This window comes from Bacillus sp. S3 (assembly GCF_005154805.1).
Taxonomy (GTDB): Bacteria; Bacillota; Bacilli; order Bacillales; family Cytobacillaceae; genus Neobacillus.
Window position 1 is genome coordinate 5,223,698 of record NZ_CP039727.1, and the last position, 18,154, is coordinate 5,241,851.

Here is an 18,154-nt window from a genome sequence, read left to right on the forward strand (position 1 = left end):
CTTATTGTTCAGAAGCGGCAAACGTCTTTTTGAAGGCGTTGATGGCTGATGCCATATCTTCGTCAGCTGGAAGATCCTTCGTTGTTACGATTTGGTCTAACAAGTCTTTGCGGTTGTGGTCTAACCAGTTATGGAATTCTCCTTCAAAACGGCGGATATCCTGTACTGGAACATCATCAAGGAAGCCGCGTGTTAATGCGTAAAGAATCATAACTTGCTTTTCTACTGAAAGCGGCTTGTTAAGATCTTGTTTTAATACCTCAACTGTACGCGCACCACGGGCAAGCTTTGCTTGTGTTGCTTTATCAAGGTCTGAACCGAACTGAGCAAATGCTTCTAATTCACGGTAGGAAGCAAGGTCAAGACGCAGTGTACCTGCAACCTTTTTCATTGCTTTGATTTGGGCAGAGCCCCCTACACGGGATACTGAAAGACCTGCGTTGATCGCCGGACGAACACCGGAGAAGAATAGGTCGGATTGTAAGAAAATCTGTCCATCTGTGATGGAGATAACGTTTGTTGGGATATAAGCAGAAACGTCCCCTGCTTGTGTTTCGATAAATGGCAGCGCAGTGATCGAACCGGCACCAAGTGAATCATTTAATTTCGCTGCACGCTCTAATAAACGGCTGTGCAAGTAGAATACATCCCCTGGATAGGCTTCACGGCCTGGAGGACGGCGAAGTAACAAGGAAAGCTCACGGTAAGCAGATGCCTGCTTTGTTAAATCATCGTATACGATTAATACGTGTTTGCCGTTGAACATAAATTCTTCACCCATCGCAACACCTGCATATGGTGCTAAGAATAGCATTGGCGCAGGCTGTGATGCAGATGCAGATACAACGATTGAGTATTCTAATGCGCCATTTTTACGAAGTGTTTCAACAGCGTTACGTACTGTTGATTCTTTTTGTCCAATGGCAACATAGATACAAATCATGTCTTGGCCTTTTTGGTTAATGATTGTATCGATGGCAACAGATGTTTTACCTGTTTGACGGTCACCGATGATTAACTCACGCTGTCCGCGTCCGATTGGCACAAGTGCGTCAATCGCTTTGATACCAGTTTGTAATGGCTCATGAACGGATTTACGAGCCATAACGCCTGTAGCAACTTGCTCAACAGGGCGGGTTTTTGTTGCATTGATTGGTCCCATGCCGTCAATTGGCTGACCTAGTGAGTTTACCACTCGTCCAATTAGTTCCTCACCAACGGGAACCTCCATGATGCGGCCTGTACGGCGAACCTCGTCACCCTCACGAATTTCAGTGAAAGGTCCAAGGATGATAATACCGACGTTATTTTCTTCAAGGTTTTGTGCCATACCCATAACGCCGTTTGAAAATTCAACAAGTTCTCCAGCCATGACATTGTCAAGGCCGTGAACACGAGCGATACCGTCACCAACGGAGATAACTGTACCGACATCAGTCACTTGAATTTCCGCCTGATAGTTTTCAATCTGCTTTTTTATCAGGGCACTGATTTCTTCAGCTTTGATGCTCATGAGTTTCACCCCTATCTACAATACTTCCATATAATTTTCGCAACATGCGACTTCGATAATTGTCCAGCTCCGGCTCCCAGCGACTAGTGTACTTCGGTCTTCTCCCTACGATAAGTCAACATCGAATCACTATCGCTCTTCGTGTTTCCTTTATCTCAGTCGAAGCCCTCCAGTCCTGTCGTGCGCTTAACGGTCGCCTCCGCTTTTCGTCTTAACTTAACAATTTACGTTCTAAACGATCTAGTTTGCCGCGCAAACTGCCGTCATATATACGATTTCCAATGCGAAGCTTCACGCCTCCGAGCAAATTGGAATCAACGATATTTTCAATTCTAAGTGATTTCTTGCCAATTTTCGCAGCAAATACGGAAGAGATGGCGCTGCGCTCAGCATCTGTCAATGCACGTGTGCTTGTGACTACCGCTTCGGCAATTCCCATTTCCTCATTTGCCAATTGTAAAAATTCATTTGCCACGTTCACGATTTCATCTTCGCGGTGGCGATCGATTAAGATCAACAGTGTATTGCGTACATTTACATTGACTGAAGCGAAAGCCTGAGTGACAATCTCCTTCTTCTTCTCAAGTGAAAGCTTAGAAGATTTCAAAACAGCCTTTATTTCAGGGTTGTATTGTACAACTTCCTTCACTACACGAAGTTCCTCTTCTATTACTCCAAGAAGCTGTTGTTCTCTTGCAATTTGCAGAAGAGCCAGCGCGTAGCGTTTTGCTACCATAGAGCTGCTCATCGGCTTTCTCCTGCCTCTTGAATGTATTCGTTAATAAGTTTTTCTTGATCGGCTGCACTCAATTCCTTCTCAATTACTTTAGAAGCAATTAAGACTGATAGGCTTGCAACCTGTTCACGAATAGCGGCAACCGCTTTTTCTTTTTGCTGCTCGATTTCAAGCTTGGCTGATTCTTTAATGCGCTCAGCTTCGCCGCGGGCTGTAGAGATGATTTCCTCACGCTGCAAATCACCTTGCTTTTTCGCTGATTCAATCAAACCTTGTGCATCCGTACGAGCTTCTTTTAATAGTGTACGTTGTTCTTCTAATAGTTTCTTCGCTTCCTGACGGCTGTTTTCCGCTGCAGCAATTTCATTTGCAACGTGTGTTTCCCGTTCTTTCATAATGCCCATTAATGGACCCCATGCGAACTTCTTCAGCAATGCCATCAAGACGATAAACATGATCAATTGGAATATAATATCACCAGTATTAATAAACTGATGTCCAGCCGCTGCGCCTAGTACAAGACTGCTTGTTAACACCTCGCACTTCACTCCCTTCAAGAGTCGTCCAAAACAAATATATCAATCAAATAAATTTCAACATCATCACGGTGCAAACCCACTAAATGGTGCCTGACACCCTTACTGCTATTGCCATAATGTTAATATGCATAAGCATAAGCATAAACTTAATAATCATAGGCATAAACGAATGGCGAAGGTTCTCATGGAAATGATCTTCGCCATTTTGGAACGTTTATTGGTTGGAAACTAAAATTATTTACCTTGAACCATGAACGCGATAACAACCGCGATGATAGGAATCGCCTCAACTAACGCAACCCCGATGAACATTGTTGTTTGAAGCATACCACGAGCTTCTGGTTGACGAGCGATACCCTCAACTGTACGAGATACGATAAGACCGTTACCGATACCGGCACCTAATGCCGCTAAACCGATTGCAATTGCTGCTGCTAAAAGACCCATTTGAAATTTTCCTCCTTGGAATGTATAAAAATTTTTATTTTTTGTTCAATAAATGAACGGTTATTATATTAATGGTCGCTGCTCACTTTGTGAGACAAGTACACCATTGTTAACATGGTAAAGATAAATGCCTGGATGGCGCCGACAAAGACTGAGAAGCCTTGCCATGCGAGCATCGGTAAGATAGCGGCTAAGTGACCGCCGACACCAGTTGCCAGCCCGCCTGCGAGCAATCCTAAAAGAATTTCACCCGCGTAAATGTTTCCGTAAAGACGGAGACCAAGAGTCAGAGTATTGGCAAACTCTTCGATAATTTTGATTGGGAACATGAACCAGAACGGTTTAAAGAATTCCTTCCCGTATGCAGCTGTTCCCCGCATTTTTACCCCATAAAAATGTGATAAACCTACTACTAAAATGGCTAATGTTAATGTGACAGCCGGATCGGCAGTTGGTGATTTCCACCAAAGCTCACCATTGATAACGACTGAAAACGGCAATCCCACCATATTGGCTACAAAGACATACATCATAATGGTAATCCCGAGAACATGGAATCGTCCGCCGTCTTTCCAATCCATCGTGCTATTAATAATATTCTTAACAAAGTCCATGACCCATTCCATAAAGTTCTGGATGCCTGTCGGCTTCATGGCAAGCTTACGAGTAGATAGGACCGCAATGAGAAAAACTATGACAGAGGCAACAGTGATCATCAACACGTTCCCCATGTTAAAATACAGCCCCATAAATTCAACTATATGTGCTCCGTGTTCCAACAATTTTCACCTCGCTTCCCCGTTACTTATGTATTTGCAAAGAGTGTATAAAAAAATCTATCATAATGACAATATAGGATGTCATTAACCCTATAACTACGCTGATGAGGTTGAGATGTTCCGGGTACCTCATCGAAACCACGACAGCTAGCGCCGCCGTCGCAAACCTTGAAAAAGATCCGAGCGATCGTACCCTTCTCCCTTGTGAGAGCGAATGATCAAACTGCTTCATCTTTCGGACCATTAACCACAAATTAAAAAGGCTCAAACTCGTCCCAAAAACCAATCCCATAAAGATAGATTGGTAAGACGTGAACCCCCAGCCGAGTACATAAATAGCTAATAAAAAGAACATCCATCTTTTCTGTCTTGCAAATAGTAATTGAAATTCCGGCATGGTTGGCTAATCTCCTGAAAAGAAATGACGGATCCGAGTACATCATCGAATAAACACCTTCAGCACGTCCTGCGAACAATCCGAGTATTAAGAAAATTGGTTCTGTGTCCCAATCATGATCCAACCATCTTCCTGAATAAATAGTGACTGAGTGGCTCCCACAAAGACTGTGAGAAAATTGCGGACATTTGGGCCAAGAGCCTTAAATGAATTGCGGTCTATTTCTCTCCTTGTTTACCGAGAGAAACTGCACCGGACTTGAGGTATTTTGGGAAAGTGATAGAGGTCTTTTATTACTACTAAATTCTATTTGAAAATAATGAAAACCCTACCATCCACACCCTTTGTTAGCATACAATAGGCACCAGTCAATGTCAATGAGTTTACGTGAATTAATCCACAAACAAGCTCCGAAATTTCTTCCATATAAAATTTTTAGTTTACACTATCATTGTAGTGGAAATTTTGAACGATTTTAGACAACTTTGTGTCAATTTTGTGAACTTTCGTACAAAATTGGCAGATCGTACCAATTGGCATAGAGGGGGCATGAGGCCCCCGCACCTTACTCCGTTTTCCCTTCAATCATAATCATCGTTTCAATAAAATCTTCCTTACCAGCCATTTTAGCAAAAACCTTCACGAGATACCTGCCTTCAGCCGGCAGCTTCTCAGCAGCAAGGGTCTGGCGGAGCATCCCCTTTTTCACATTTGTTAACGTGTCCAAAAAGCCGACAAAACGATAATCCTCCGGATGAAACAAAGCGATGCCAAATTCCTCCGCCCCGCCTGGTAAATACACCTCATAGCGATACTCACCCGGCCTGTCCCCCGGCTGAAAATCAAATCCCATCACCCGTGGATACCCCGGCTCCTCAAGTACATACAAATACGGAATCTGAATCGTCTTCGCACCAGCCTGTAATTGTAAAAAGCCGTCATGAATCTTGCCCTTAAAAACAAGGGGATCGACCATAAGCTCCACCGTCATCTCCTTTGACTGCTTCGGTTCCAAAGTAAACGATAGCGGGAACCGCCACGTGAGCCCATCCGTCCGTTTCGGAATCGAAAAAGAATACCGCTGCGCTTTATCACCCGTATTTTCAACATGCAACTGTACTTTATGACTGCCACCCGTACCGGTATACTTGCCAAACCGGATACTGCTCGGCGACACAAGCGATGTCGCTTGTATCGCCTCGTTCACCTGGATTCTCCCGGCACCCTGCTCATACGTGCGGTAAAACGACGACGCGGCGCTGTTCCTGTTCACAAAAGCGGGATTGCCGTCGGAATTACCAGCCGTACGGTTCGAATTCCCCGCCCCCTCGCCAGGAGTGCCGTTCACCAGCGGTTTCGCCGTATTCATCAACGCCGCCTTAATCTGCTCCGGCGTCCAATCCGGATGGGCCTGCTTGATCAGCGCACACGCACCCGCCACATGCGGCGCCGCCATACTCGTCCCCTGCAGACTCAAGTATCCGCCCGGAATCGTCGAATGAATCGCCACCCCCGGCGCCACAAGGTCCGGCTTAATCTCCCACGTCCCCGTCACCGGCCCCCGCGAACTAAAATCCGCAAGCCGGTCCCGCTCCGCGCGCACCGAGACCCGTGCCGTCACACTTCGCTTTTTTAATTCTTTTTGTAAAATCACTCCGTCACTCTTCGAGAGCGAGCTAACAGGGATGTTCATTTGGTGATCGAGGTTTCCCATGAACCCGCCGCTCATATTATTGTAGATCAGCACCGCTTTAGCGCCCGCTTCCAGTGCATTTTTCGCCTTTTCCGAAAAGGTCAATGTTCCCCTTTGCATCAGCACGATTTTCCCTTGAACCTGCTTTAGCTCACTTTTCCTGCCGATGCCGCCATCCACCAGCTCCAGAGAGCGGTCAATCGCCCATTGATCAGAGCCTTCCATCGGCTGGAGCTGAATTTTTTCCCGCGTTCCTTCTATTAATAATGAGGGAATTGCCATCGTCGGGGTGGAGGCGCCGACGGAAATGGCCTTCGAGGCTGTGCCGGGTGAGCCGACTGTCCAGATATTCGGCCCGGAATTGCCGGAAGCCGCCACCGCGACCACTCCTTTATCGACAGCACGGTTGAGGGCAAGGCTGATCGGCAGGTCCGGCCCGTTAATACTATTCCCAAGTGACAAATTGACAATATCAACCTTGTCTTTAATGGCCTGGTCAATGGCCGCGAGCACCTGCTCGGTTGTTCCACCGCCGCCGGGACCTAGTGCGCGGTAGGCGACAATTTTGGCCTCCGGTGCAACGCCTTTTATTTTTCCATTCGCCGCAATGATGCCGGCGACATGGGTGCCATGAATGGTCGCCTTTCCTTTAGCAAGAGTTTCCATCGGATCGCGGTCGTTATCGACAAGGTCATGGCCGCCGGCATAATTCCTTTGCAGGTCGGGATGGGTATAATCGACGCCGGTATCGATAACCCCAACCGTCACGCCCTTCCCGGTAAGCCGTTCATTTTTTTGATCAAAAAAACCGCGGACCTCTTCTCCGCCAATGATTTTAACACTTTCCTCTGTTTGCACCTGGTATTGGTTAACCGGCGAGACGTTGAGAATGTGCTTTTGCTTGGCGAGCCGCGCGATTGCTTCCGGGCTGCCTTCAATCGAAAAGCCATCAATCGCCTCCTGGAACACCCGGCGCAGCTTCACATCTTTATAGGGGGAGAGGAGCTGTTGGATTTCCTGTTCTGTCTGCTGCTTTTCGAGGACAACAATCGCGACATCAGGCGTATGAATCGGCGGGTGGACCAGTATTTTGGGCGTTTGAATTGCGAGAAGAATGGCAAGCAGTAATTTCATGTAAGAATTCCCCTTTTTCTAATACAAGAATTTATAAGTTTCGACTTTGAGAAATGTCTAGCTCCAGCGCGCTTGCGCTTTTCTAACTAGCGTTTTCCTTTGACGGGGAAAGTATACAAAAACGGGCAGCCCCTTTGATTAGGGCCGCCCGCCATCAACCATATTATTTAATCCATGCTCCATCCTTACCTAATTTATAGCCGTCAACAATTGTGCTGTACGCCATTTTACCAGATGTTGGATTCAGGTAATACCATTTGCCGCCGATGAGTTTCCAGCCGGTATCCATCGCACCGCTATTGCTTAAGTGGTACCATTCGCCGCCAGTCTTCACCCAGCCCGTTTGCATCGCACCGCTAGTGTTCAGGAAGTACCATTTACCACTATCAAGCACCCAGCCGGTTTGCATTGCACCGCTTTTATTCAAGTAGTACCATTTGCCGGCATCAAGCACCCAGCCAGTCTTCATCGAACCGTCTTTATTCAGGTAATACCATTTCGTGCCGTCAAGAAGCCAGCCGGTCTTTTTCACATCTTTTACATAGTAGAACCATGTGTTGTTTTCCCATTTCCATCCATTTTTCACGACTGGAGCCGGTGTTGGATCCACTGGATCTGGAGTTGGATCAACTGGATCCGGATCCTTTGTTTCCGAACGGACAATCACAATATCCTTCTTCGTTACATTGCCGCCAAAGTCAGAAAGACTTACGCTTACCTTGTTTTCACCATGCTTTAAGGCAACATCAAACTCATATGGAGTATTTGCCGGTGTCATGATGTCCACTGGGCTTGTGTATGGCTGCAGGAACACTGGCTCGCCATTAACGGATAAGGATAAATAGTTAAAGTTATCCTTCAATGTTAATTTAACTTTTGCCGTATCCACATCGTAGCCCACTTTTTCAGGCGCATCGACAACGATTTCACCTGCTGTTGTGTCGACATAAACAATTCTTGAAATACTGAATTCCTTCCCAGCAACGTCTGTTACCGAAATTGGAATTTTGTACTTGCCGTCTTGTTCAAACTTAACAGTTGTCGAGAATTTGTATTGCTTTTTCGCTTCATCATACGTAAGAGCAACATCTTTGCCATTTACTTGAACTTTGTCCACGCCAAGGTCATCGGTTGCATAGCCTGAAACCGGTACCTCAAGACTTCTGTATGTTGCATTGGCAGATGGAGCGCTCATGTACACAAGTGGAAGCTCGTTGTCGCCAGCCGCCGTTTTAGAACCGCCCACGTTCGAAGCGTAATCAACCGCAAATACTTCAACAGATGTTTTTGCAGCCAGCGCCGTGTCAAATTTATAGCTTGTTGCATTAGCTGCCACTTTATCGGTTACTAATTTCCCATCGACATAGATCGCATAATTGCTTACGCCTACACCATTTTCTTCTGTTGTCCAGCTGACAGTAGAAGTGGCATTATCATAGGCTGCCTTCACTTTTGGAGCCGTTGTATCCACGTATACCGGAATTTTCTTCGATTGATATTCGGCACCTTTGTAATCTGCGACAGATTTAATTTCGTAGTAGTACAAGCCGTCTTCAACCTTCTTAGAATTAACCGTACCGTCCCATGCACGGGTAGATTTTAATGAATACGTACTAGAACCGGAATTGCCGGAATTGAAGTAACTCTTCCGTACATCCTTTTCCAATGCCACACGGCGAAGCAGCTTTCCGTCCTTATCAAGAACGTTAAATTGAGCTTCTGCTGCATTTCGCAAGAATGTTGGCAGCGGGAACGCATTATCATACAGACCATCGCCATTTGGCGAAACCGCATAGTATCCCTTTCCAGGAACCGGTGCTTGTGTGTAGATTGATGCCCCTCTGGTAAACAGCATTTCGTTCAGGCCATGGTTGTAGAACTTCGTTTCGCCTAAATCCTTAAAGCCATCCAGGATGCTTGGACGATCCCATTTGCCGTAGAATCCAACATACGGAATATTTAACGTTGGCTCTACCTTGTTGTTCACGTCGGTAAGTGTAACGAACCCTTCAACGAAAATATCTTCCTTCAGGTCAAGGGCAATCTTTTTGCCAGCATTGTCGAGACCAGGAATTTTCGCATTTGTCAAATCAACTTTTACTGAAAAATCAACAGCTTGTCCCGCAGGCACTTTCAGTGTTTTCGGCGCATCGATGACTGCACCTTCCATATTACCGGCAATTAACGCGTTCGTATCCGGTTTGCCAGTCTTTTGCTGAATGGTGTCTGTTAACACGTCTGTATTTACTGTATACGTTACTTCTTTCGTTGAAATATTTTTAGCCGTAAAGTTCATGGTAAATTGCTTGCTTTGGAAATCTTTTAACGCCACTTTGCCTTCGTTTGATACCTTATCCACTACTAAAACAGGTGTGGAAACCGCATTGAACGTCTGCATCATCCCTGCACCTTGACGGCGTGGAGAGAATGGCTGGCCATTCAAATCAACAATTTTGCTCGACGTATTCATTAAAAGAAGCTTCGCAAGATGTGTACGCTCACCGGCTGTTAAGCCTTTGAAACGGTCATCCTTTTTCAAGTACTGCTGTACAAGTGCGGAACCGCCTGCTACGTGCGGAGCTGCCATTGATGTACCGCTCATGACTTCGTATTGATCGTTATTTACTGTTGAATAAATTTTTCCACCCGGAGCTGTGATTTCCGGTTTGAAATCTAAGGATGGCGTCACACCCCAAGAAGTGAAGTCAGTCATCCGGCCCATTTCAGGATCATCTGTTTTCTTCGTTTGGGCCACGTGAAGTGTCGTATGACCAGCTTTGATTGCTTCTTCAAGCGCTAACCCTTGCGCGCGTTGAATCTTCATGAACGGAATTTGCCAGCCGCCTTGGTTTTCGTAGAATACAGGATTGTCACTGTTATAGACGATGATGCCGGCTGCACCTGCTGCTGCTGCGTTCTTTGTTTTATCAGCAAACGCTAATTCCCCGCGCGGCATAACAACGACCTTGCCTTTTACATCAAGGCCCGCATAGTCAGCCGGTGCCCCAAGCTTGCCGCCGAGGCTCACAAGCTCCAATGTTTGCGATTTTGCCAGCTCCATCCAATCATCAATACCAAATCCAGTGGCAGTGAACCCTTCCGCACCATCCACTGTGATGCCGTGCTGATACAGATAGCTTTCGTTACCAGCTGCAGCCACTTGAATCGTATCCGCATTTAATCCAGGGGCGCCAACTACCCCGATATCCGGGTTGCTTGCATATGGATTTGGATTTGCTCCATAGCCGTATGCGATATGTCCGGAGTTACCGGCAGAAACAGCGCAGACAATGCCGTTTTCCACAGCACGGGTAATCGCTAAGTCTTCAGCACTTTTTTCATCATAGAAGGAAGCCGTTGAGCCCAAGCTCATGTTTAATACATCTGCACCAAGCTTGATGGAGTCATCAATGGCCGCCAAGTATACATCGGAAGAAGTGGAAGCATAGTTTGGATCATTACTGAATACCTTCATGCCCAGCACCTGTGCTTCAGGAGCTACCCCTTTAATTCCGCCTTTTGCCTCATCACCGTTCGCCGCTACTGTACCGGCAACGTGCATACCGTGCATCGAAGCGCCTGGTCCAAGGTCAAGAATCGTGCTGTTTTCATCATAGTAGTTGTAGCCATAAGGAACTTTATCTGTGAAAAATTTACCTTTCAACCCTGCTTCACTTACAGCTTTGTTCACTTTATCTTTCGTTAATGAATCCTTTGAAGCATCCGTGATCTTGAAGTCGCGGTGCGATGGGTCAACACCCGTATCGATCACTGCAACAACCATGCCTTCACCTTTAAGGTGGGCATCGCCCCATGATTTCTGGGATTGAATGAAGTTGTGACTTGTCTTCATATCAGGTGTTTCTTCCGGACGATTGTATTCGTTTGCAATATAGACATTTTTTACGCCTGAAACTGCTTCAATTTTTGCGATCTGGCCATACTCAACATCACCGCTGAAGCCGTTAAAGGCAGTGGTGAAGTTCTTTTTATATGCTAGTTTCACGCCATTGGCGGAAATCTTTTCTTTTACGCTTGTTTGCTGTTTTACTAGAGTTGCTGCCAGCGAGCTCTTCTTGCTATCAGATAATTCTTTGTACAGTTTCCCTTGCTCGGTTGCATATTCAACCGGAGTTTGTCCATCCAGTTCCACGATGACACGGACCTTGTCAGATGCCTTTAGGTTCGCTGTTGCTTTAATATCCTTGGAGTCAATCTCCTTTAAATCCTTGCCAGCCAAGTCTTGAAGCTGTTTTACCTTTGCTTCGAAATCATTTTGCGGTGTGCTGCCTTCTGCTGAAACTGCCCCTGCGAATCCAAGATTGGATAGGACTAATGCAGACGCCAGCGCATATGTAGCCGTCTTTTTCTGTCTCTTTTTCTTCACTTTTGTTTCCCCCTCCTATTTATCTAGCAAATTTTGATTTCCATAAATTTTCAAAAAAATCAAAATAGGTAAAATATATAATAACTTTACAAATTCATTTGGTCAATATAGTTTTTCAATTATCAGAAAAATATTTTTCGACACATACGACTCAGGAATTCCATTGGCATTAAAAGGAAGTCTTTCCCTTATTCGACAAACTGAATATTATTATATTTTTAGGCAAACAAAAAAGCCGAGTAGGGTTCTACTCGACTTTTTCAAAAACTGATTTTTTTCCAACCTGCCGGCTGCCTCACCCAACAAGGTCCTATTTCGTTCCAAATAACCGGTCGCCGGCATCGCCTAGGCCCGGTACGATGTAGCCATGGTCATTCAATTTCTCATCCAAGGCAGCGATGTAAATATCGACATCCGGATGCTCGGCCTTTACTGCTTCAACGCCCTCTGGTGCGGCAATCAAGCACATGAATTTGATATGCTTCGCGCCGCGCCTTTTCAAGGCATGAATCGCATCAATCGCGGAACCGCCTGTTGCCAGCATCGGATCGACCACGATAAAATCGCGCTCCTCCACATCCGTTGGAAGCTTCACATAGTATTCCACCGGCTTTAAGGTTTCCGGGTCACGGTATAAGCCGACGTGGCCTACCTTCGCCGCCGGCATGAGCTTCAACACTCCATCAACCATGCCGATCCCTGCCCGTAAAATTGGTACCAAGCCAATTTTCTTCCCTGACAACACCTTCGATTTTGTCTTGCATACCGGTGTTTCAATCTCGATATCTTCAAGCGGCATATCCCTTGTGATTTCAAACGCCATCAATGTTGCCACTTCGTCAACGAGCTCGCGGAACTCCTTCGTTCCCGTATTTATATCACGTATGTAAGTCAGCTTGTGTTGGATTAGTGGATGGTCGAAGACGTATACTTTTGCCACAATAATCGCCCCTTTTTTTAAAATTTATCATGCATTCGTCTCATTTTACAGAAAAAATAGCCATAGAGCAACTCACGGCCCAGCCAAGATATAAAAAACTTGCCGACCATGCCGGCAAGTTTCATTTATGCGGCCCGAACGGGACCAATCAGCTTAACGCCTTTAACACTAAATTTTTCCAAGTTCCTCATGCCTCTTATACTGTCTGTCGTATTCCTGTAAATTGGCTTGGGCCCGAGTGAAGCGATTGTACGCATAGGAGCCAAAATCTTCTCCGCCTGTTTCCTTCATCAGCGCCCAGATCGTCCAGAGGAAATCAAGGAAGATCTTATTTAGTAACAACTGCTGCAGGTTCTCACGCGTCACCATTCCGTTGAAGTACTGCAGTAAGAACAGCTTTTCCTCTTCCGGCGACAATTCGGCCTCAATAATATAGGCGGCGACATCCCATAGCGGGTCGTTCATGCCGGAAAATTCCCAGTCAATCAGGAACATTTTCTCTTCACCGCTTTTGACGAAGTTTTCAGCCAGCGGATCATTATGGCAAGGAACGAGCGGTACGTTTAACGATTTGTAGTAGGACTCAAGCTCAAGAACCTGCTGTTTTACAGCCTCGTGGCCATCAAACACTTCCCCGTTTAAATCCGCTAAAATCGTTTCATATTCAGTAATTTTTTCAAACACATTAAACCTGGCATTGAAGGTTTCACCAGATGTATGGAGACGGTTAAATATTCCGGCAACCTGGATTAGATTATCTTCCCTTGTCCCCGTCTTCGAATTCAGCGTTTCGGCATCCGGGATAAATCGAACAATCTTCAGGCCGGTATGTTCATTAAAATAAATGACCTCCGGATTAATCCCAAGCCGGCTGGTGATTTCCGAGTTGATTTTTTCATCGTGACGATTGATGTAATGTTCCGTGCCTTTCCCCGGGATCCTTGCAGCGAATTCTTGACTGCCGATAGTGACTTTAAAGTTGCGGTTCGTCAGGCCGCCAAGTGCTTCAATCGATGTAATCTCATCGATCGGTATCTCCAAGGCGGTTGCGATTACCTGCTTTAATTCACGTTCCTTAAAGTCCGCTTCTTTCCTCATCAGCATCGGGTAGAACCTATCGACTACTTTAAAGTGATGCTCATAGCTATCAATTTCCGCCCACACTAAGTCAGGAATTTTATAAAAACCAACATTGATAATCCTGGATACATCGAGGAGGACATATTCGTAATTTACATACGGGTTTTTATTTTTCGCAAATAATTGCAGCATTTCCTTATACATATCGTAAGAAAATTTCGTGATACCTGTCATTTCTCCGTCAATTCGATTGAGTTGATGAATATCCTTGGAGATTTTATAAATATAATTGTTTTGAAGTTCAATTAAGGCTTCATCGCCTGAGCCGCTTTCTTTTGTTATCAGCAGGCAGTCGCGGTTCTCATGGTTCAGCAACTCAGTGATCGCTCTTTCCTCTACGAGAATATCATCCTCTACCAGAATAAAATCATCGGTGATTAGTTGCGACGCGGCCGCAAGAGAAGCCATGCTTCCGGTCCAAAGGTATTTAGGATTTTCTACAAAATGAATGGTCTTGTTTTCCTTGAGAGACTTCATCTCGTCAAATGCCTCTTTTTTATAGCCGGTAACGATGATTATTTTTTCAATCCCATTGTTTTCAAGGATGCTGATGGTTCTTTCCAAAAGGGTCGTGTCCTTGATTGGCAGCAAACAAACGGGAGTATCAAATTCCGTTTTTGCCCCAGCTGCGAGAATAACAGCCTGCTTCACTACTTTTCTTTCATGGTTATGAAGAATTACTTTTGATTCATGAAGTTGGTCCAGTTCCTCTTTTAAGAATTCCCTGCCCTTTTCGGTTACTTCATAATGATAGGTTCTTCCTTCTTTTTTTATGATAATCATATTTTCATCTGCTAGTTGATTGAGGGTGTAATTTACTTTTCCCACGGAAAGATGACTAATTTCCGCCAAAGATCTTTGGGAGATGGTTGGATTTTGTGTCAATACCTCTATTAATTGAAATCGATCCATAATTCGCCGCAGCTCCTCACCGTTCAATTATTGAACAGTCGAATCGTACCATATCGCCACCATTCTGTATAGTGGGAATTTTTTAAAAATAATGCTCAGGGGGCGCACCACACTTCATCTTTTTCAAAAAAAATCGACCCCATGTTGGACAGGAGGTCGATTTGCTTGAATTAATATTCTGGATATAGTGTAAATTTGCTTGTTAATGCTTCAACGCGTCCACGGGCTTCTTCAAGTTTCGCTTCGTCTTCGTGATTCTTCAATGTGAAAGCGATGATGGATGCGATTTCGTCCATATCTTCCAAACCGAAGCCGCGGCTTGTAACAGCTGCCGTTCCGATCCGGACACCGCTAGTGACAAACGGGCTTAGTGTTTCGTATGGAATCGTATTTTTATTAACCGTAATGCCGACTTCATCAAGTACCTTCTCAGCCACTTTTCCTGTAAGGCCAAGCGGCGTTACATCCACAAGCAATAAGTGGTTGTCCGTTCCGCCGGAAACAAGCTTAAGTCCTTCTTTTTGCAAACCTTCTGCAAGGCGCTTGGCATTGTCAATAATATGCCCGGCATATACTTTAAAGTCATCCTGCAATGCTTCACCAAAGGCAACTGCTTTTGCAGCAATCACGTGCATTAATGGACCGCCTTGAATACCAGGGAAGATCGATTTATCAATTTTCTTGCCGAATTCCTCTTTACACAGGATCATCCCGCCGCGAGGACCGCGCAATGTTTTATGTGTTGTTGTTGTGACAAAATGTGCATATGGTACTGGATTTGGATGCAGTCCAGCCGCAACAAGTCCAGCGATGTGTGCCATATCGACCATAAAGTAGGCACCGACTTCATCTGCAATTTCGCGGAATTTCGCAAAATCAATTTCACGCGGGTAGGCGCTGGCACCTGCAACGATTAACTTCGGCTTGTGTGTGAGTGCTTTTTCGCGAACATCTTCATAATTAATGCGGTGGGTCGTTTCATCGACACCATATTCAACAAAGTTATATTGAATACCGCTGAAGTTGACTGGGCTGCCGTGTGTTAAATGGCCGCCATGGGAGAGGTTCATACCGAGAACGGTATCGCCTTGCTCAAGGATGGTGAAGTAGACAGCCATATTTGCTTGTGCCCCTGAATGCGGCTGCACGTTCACATATTCCGCACCGAAAATTTCCTTCGCACGGTCGCGAGCGAGGTCTTCAACGATATCGACATATTCACAGCCGCCATAATAACGGCGTCCTGGATAGCCTTCTGCATATTTATTGGTTAACACAGATCCTTGTGCTTCCATTACTGCTTCACTGACAAAGTTCTCTGAGGCAATCAATTCGATTTTCGAGCGCTGACGACCTAATTCTTTCTGAATCGCTTTAAAAACGAGCTCGTCCGCTTGAGACAAATGCTTCATAATTCCTTCCCCCTTTTTATGTATGAAAAAGCAAGATTTTAGAAAATTCCCTTTTCATTTTAGCACGAAACAGATAGAAAAGGTATCGTTTTTCGTATTTTCCAGAACAAACAATAAAAATCGGTTTGCCAATCGGTTAATGGCCATTGATTTACGAACAATAATCTATTTGTTGGTCATAATGTTCGTATATAACCCAAAGCCAACTCTCACCTTGAAATGGTGCCTGACACCCTTTGCAACCCTCAGATAGGAGTAATGGTGCCTGACACCCTTTCCACTATGTGCAGCTGAGATTCTCGGTGTCTTTTTCGTAGATGGCTCTGGCGCCGCCGATTAGTTTGGGCCGTACTTTTGCTAAGGTGACATAGGCATGGCCGACGGTTTTTTGCTTGACGCGGACCGGCACAGCGACATGCTTCAAGTGCATGCCGATTAAGGTGTGGCCGATATCAATTCCCGCGTCCGCCTTCACGAACTCTACTACGACGGCATCGTCCATATTCGCGAAAGCGAAGGTTGCCATGGCTCCGCCCGCTTTGCGGACAGGCACGACAGAAACTTCATCAAAACCGCGCTGTACAGCGACGGAGCGTTCGACAACCAATGCCCTGTTTAAGTGCTCACAGCATTGGAAGGCCAAATGGATGCCTGTTTCTGCTTGTAGTTTTTTCAATTGGCGGAAAATCATTTCGGCTACCTCAAGAGTGCCAGAGGTTCCGATTCGTTCACCCATAACCTCGCTTGTACTGCAGCCGACGACCAGCAGCTGCCCCGGCTTCAACGCTGCCTGCTCTTGAAAGTCTGATAAAATTGCCTCAAGTTCATTTTTCCAGTCTTGAATCATAAGCTTTGCCCTTCTTTCAAAGATGCTTATTCTCGTACTCCGTTACTTTTCCAACACGGCCGGCATGTCGTCCGCCTTCAAATTCCCCTTTTAGCCAAATTTCTGCGATATCACGAGCCAGCCCAGGTCCGATGACACGCTCGCCCAGTGCAAGCATATTTGAATCATTGTGCGCACGCGTTGCTTTGGCACTAAATGTATCATGGACAAGAGCACAGCGGATGCCTTTCACTTTGTTAGCGGCAATACTCATGCCGATTCCCGTTCCACAAACCAAAATGCCGCGATCAAACTCACCGCTTGCTACCTTTTCAGCAACCGGCAGTGCGTAATCCGGAAAATCCACGGATGTTTCGCAATCACAACCGAAATCCACATATTCAATCTGTAATTCATCTAATAATTCAGCGATAACTTTGCGAATATTGATACCGCCATGGTCTGAAGCTAATGCAACTTTCATTCTAAAATCCTCCTAATCTGTTCAGTAAATTCTGCTTTCATTTTGACACATTGGCAAAAAGTTTTAAAGCTTTAAAGCAAAAGAAATGCTCCCTTTTTGAAGAGAGCTTGGATCGTTCAAAGATTTATTTTTTTGCCGTTTTACCTCAATGTTTGAAGGACCTTCCGCATTAGATCTCTTCCTACGATTTTAGTTTTTCAATTGCCTTCTCAATTAATTCATTTAATTCGCGGTATGTGGCCTCATACATCCCAAGACTCCCGCCGTATGGATCGACGACATCAGGATTGAACGTTTCATCACCGCTGCCGTATTCCTTTAACGTATAAACCTTCACGACTGCCTGTGGGAATTGCTGCTGAATCGCGAACTTATGGGAGGCAGTCATCGTTAAAATCAGATCAGCCCATTCGACCTCAACATCCGTTAACAGGCTCGAACGATGGTTGTGTGAAAGCTTGTTACGCTCTAGCACCTGTTTCGCATGCTGCGATGCCTCATTGCCGGCTGCAGCATAAATCCCAGCCGATTTTACTTCGATTCCGTCGAGGTGCTTATTTTTCAAAATTGCCTCAGCCATTGGACTCCTACACGTATTTCCTGTACAAACAAACAAAACGCGCGGCACTTGTATGCCCCCTTTCCCTTACTTCCGAATTAACAGGTGCAAGCCCTGATGATAACCTTCACTATACTACAGAGATCTCCCACATTCAAAAAAAAGCCTCCCCCCGAACAAGTCGATAGAAAGCAAAAACTTGGTGCCTGACACCGTTAACCACACAGCGATAGGAGTATTGGTGCCTGACACCGTT

The 18,154-nt window shown here is 45.4% G+C and carries 15 protein-coding genes; all 15 read right to left on the bottom strand.

Annotated features, from left to right (window positions below; all coding sequences use genetic code 11):
• Position 1: 1 nt before the first annotated feature.
• A complete protein-coding gene (atpA, locus tag FAY30_RS24925) occupies positions 2 to 1,513 on the bottom strand; it encodes a F0F1 ATP synthase subunit alpha (protein WP_149872367.1) in 1,512 nt (503 codons plus the stop codon).
• A gap of 211 nt (positions 1,514 to 1,724) precedes the next feature.
• Positions 1,725 to 2,261, bottom strand: coding sequence for a F0F1 ATP synthase subunit delta (locus tag FAY30_RS24930; protein ID WP_149872368.1), 537 nt, complete (start codon positions 2,259 to 2,261; stop codon positions 1,725 to 1,727).
• On the bottom strand, positions 2,258 to 2,785 hold the full coding sequence (locus FAY30_RS24935) for a F0F1 ATP synthase subunit B (protein WP_149872867.1): 528 nt from the start codon (positions 2,783 to 2,785) through the stop codon (positions 2,258 to 2,260). Before FAY30_RS24935 ends, FAY30_RS24930 begins: the two co-directional genes overlap by 4 nt.
• Before the next feature lie 237 nt (positions 2,786 to 3,022).
• Positions 3,023 to 3,235, bottom strand: a complete 213-nt coding sequence (atpE, locus tag FAY30_RS24940; RefSeq protein WP_007086158.1) for a F0F1 ATP synthase subunit C — start codon at positions 3,233 to 3,235, stop codon at positions 3,023 to 3,025.
• Positions 3,236 to 3,303: 68 nt separating this feature from the next.
• A complete protein-coding gene (gene atpB, locus FAY30_RS24945) occupies positions 3,304 to 4,014 on the bottom strand; it encodes a F0F1 ATP synthase subunit A (RefSeq protein WP_149872369.1) in 711 nt (236 codons plus the stop codon).
• A gap of 22 nt (positions 4,015 to 4,036) precedes the next feature.
• A complete protein-coding gene (locus tag FAY30_RS24950) occupies positions 4,037 to 4,369 on the bottom strand; it encodes an ATP synthase subunit I (protein WP_223821034.1) in 333 nt (110 codons plus the stop codon).
• Positions 4,269 to 4,535: a hypothetical protein gene (locus tag FAY30_RS27695; RefSeq protein WP_263315251.1), complete on the bottom strand. Its 267-nt coding sequence runs from the start codon at positions 4,533 to 4,535 to the stop codon at positions 4,269 to 4,271. The genes FAY30_RS24950 and FAY30_RS27695 overlap by 101 nt, the downstream gene beginning before the upstream one ends.
• A 441-nt stretch (positions 4,536 to 4,976) precedes the next feature.
• A complete protein-coding gene (locus FAY30_RS24960) occupies positions 4,977 to 7,238 on the bottom strand; it encodes a S8 family serine peptidase (RefSeq protein ID WP_149872371.1) in 2,262 nt (753 codons plus the stop codon).
• 163 nt (positions 7,239 to 7,401) lie between these two features.
• Complete coding sequence (locus tag FAY30_RS28000) at positions 7,402 to 11,625, bottom strand: S8 family serine peptidase (protein WP_149872372.1); 4,224 nt, start codon at positions 11,623 to 11,625, stop codon at positions 7,402 to 7,404.
• A gap of 310 nt (positions 11,626 to 11,935) precedes the next feature.
• Positions 11,936 to 12,565 (bottom strand): uracil phosphoribosyltransferase, encoded by a 630-nt coding sequence (upp, locus tag FAY30_RS24970; RefSeq protein WP_149872373.1) that lies wholly within the window; start codon positions 12,563 to 12,565, stop codon positions 11,936 to 11,938.
• A 168-nt stretch (positions 12,566 to 12,733) separates the two neighbouring features.
• Positions 12,734 to 14,617 carry an NTP transferase domain-containing protein gene (locus FAY30_RS24975; RefSeq protein WP_149872374.1) on the bottom strand — a complete coding sequence of 628 codons (1,884 nt, stop codon included), beginning with the start codon at positions 14,615 to 14,617 and terminating at the stop codon, positions 12,734 to 12,736.
• A 170-nt stretch (positions 14,618 to 14,787) separates the two neighbouring features.
• Positions 14,788 to 16,029 (bottom strand): serine hydroxymethyltransferase, encoded by a 1,242-nt coding sequence (gene glyA, locus FAY30_RS24980; protein WP_149872375.1) that lies wholly within the window; start codon positions 16,027 to 16,029, stop codon positions 14,788 to 14,790.
• A 280-nt stretch (positions 16,030 to 16,309) separates the two neighbouring features.
• On the bottom strand, positions 16,310 to 16,876 hold the full coding sequence (locus FAY30_RS24985) for a TIGR01440 family protein (protein WP_149872376.1): 567 nt from the start codon (positions 16,874 to 16,876) through the stop codon (positions 16,310 to 16,312).
• 16 nt (positions 16,877 to 16,892) lie between these two features.
• Entirely contained in the window at positions 16,893 to 17,339 is a 447-nt protein-coding gene (rpiB, locus tag FAY30_RS24990) for a ribose 5-phosphate isomerase B (RefSeq protein WP_149872377.1), read from the bottom strand.
• Between the two features lie 181 nt (positions 17,340 to 17,520).
• Positions 17,521 to 17,967, bottom strand: a complete 447-nt coding sequence (locus FAY30_RS24995; protein ID WP_149872378.1) for a low molecular weight protein arginine phosphatase — start codon at positions 17,965 to 17,967, stop codon at positions 17,521 to 17,523.
• Positions 17,968 to 18,154: the final 187 nt, after the last annotated feature.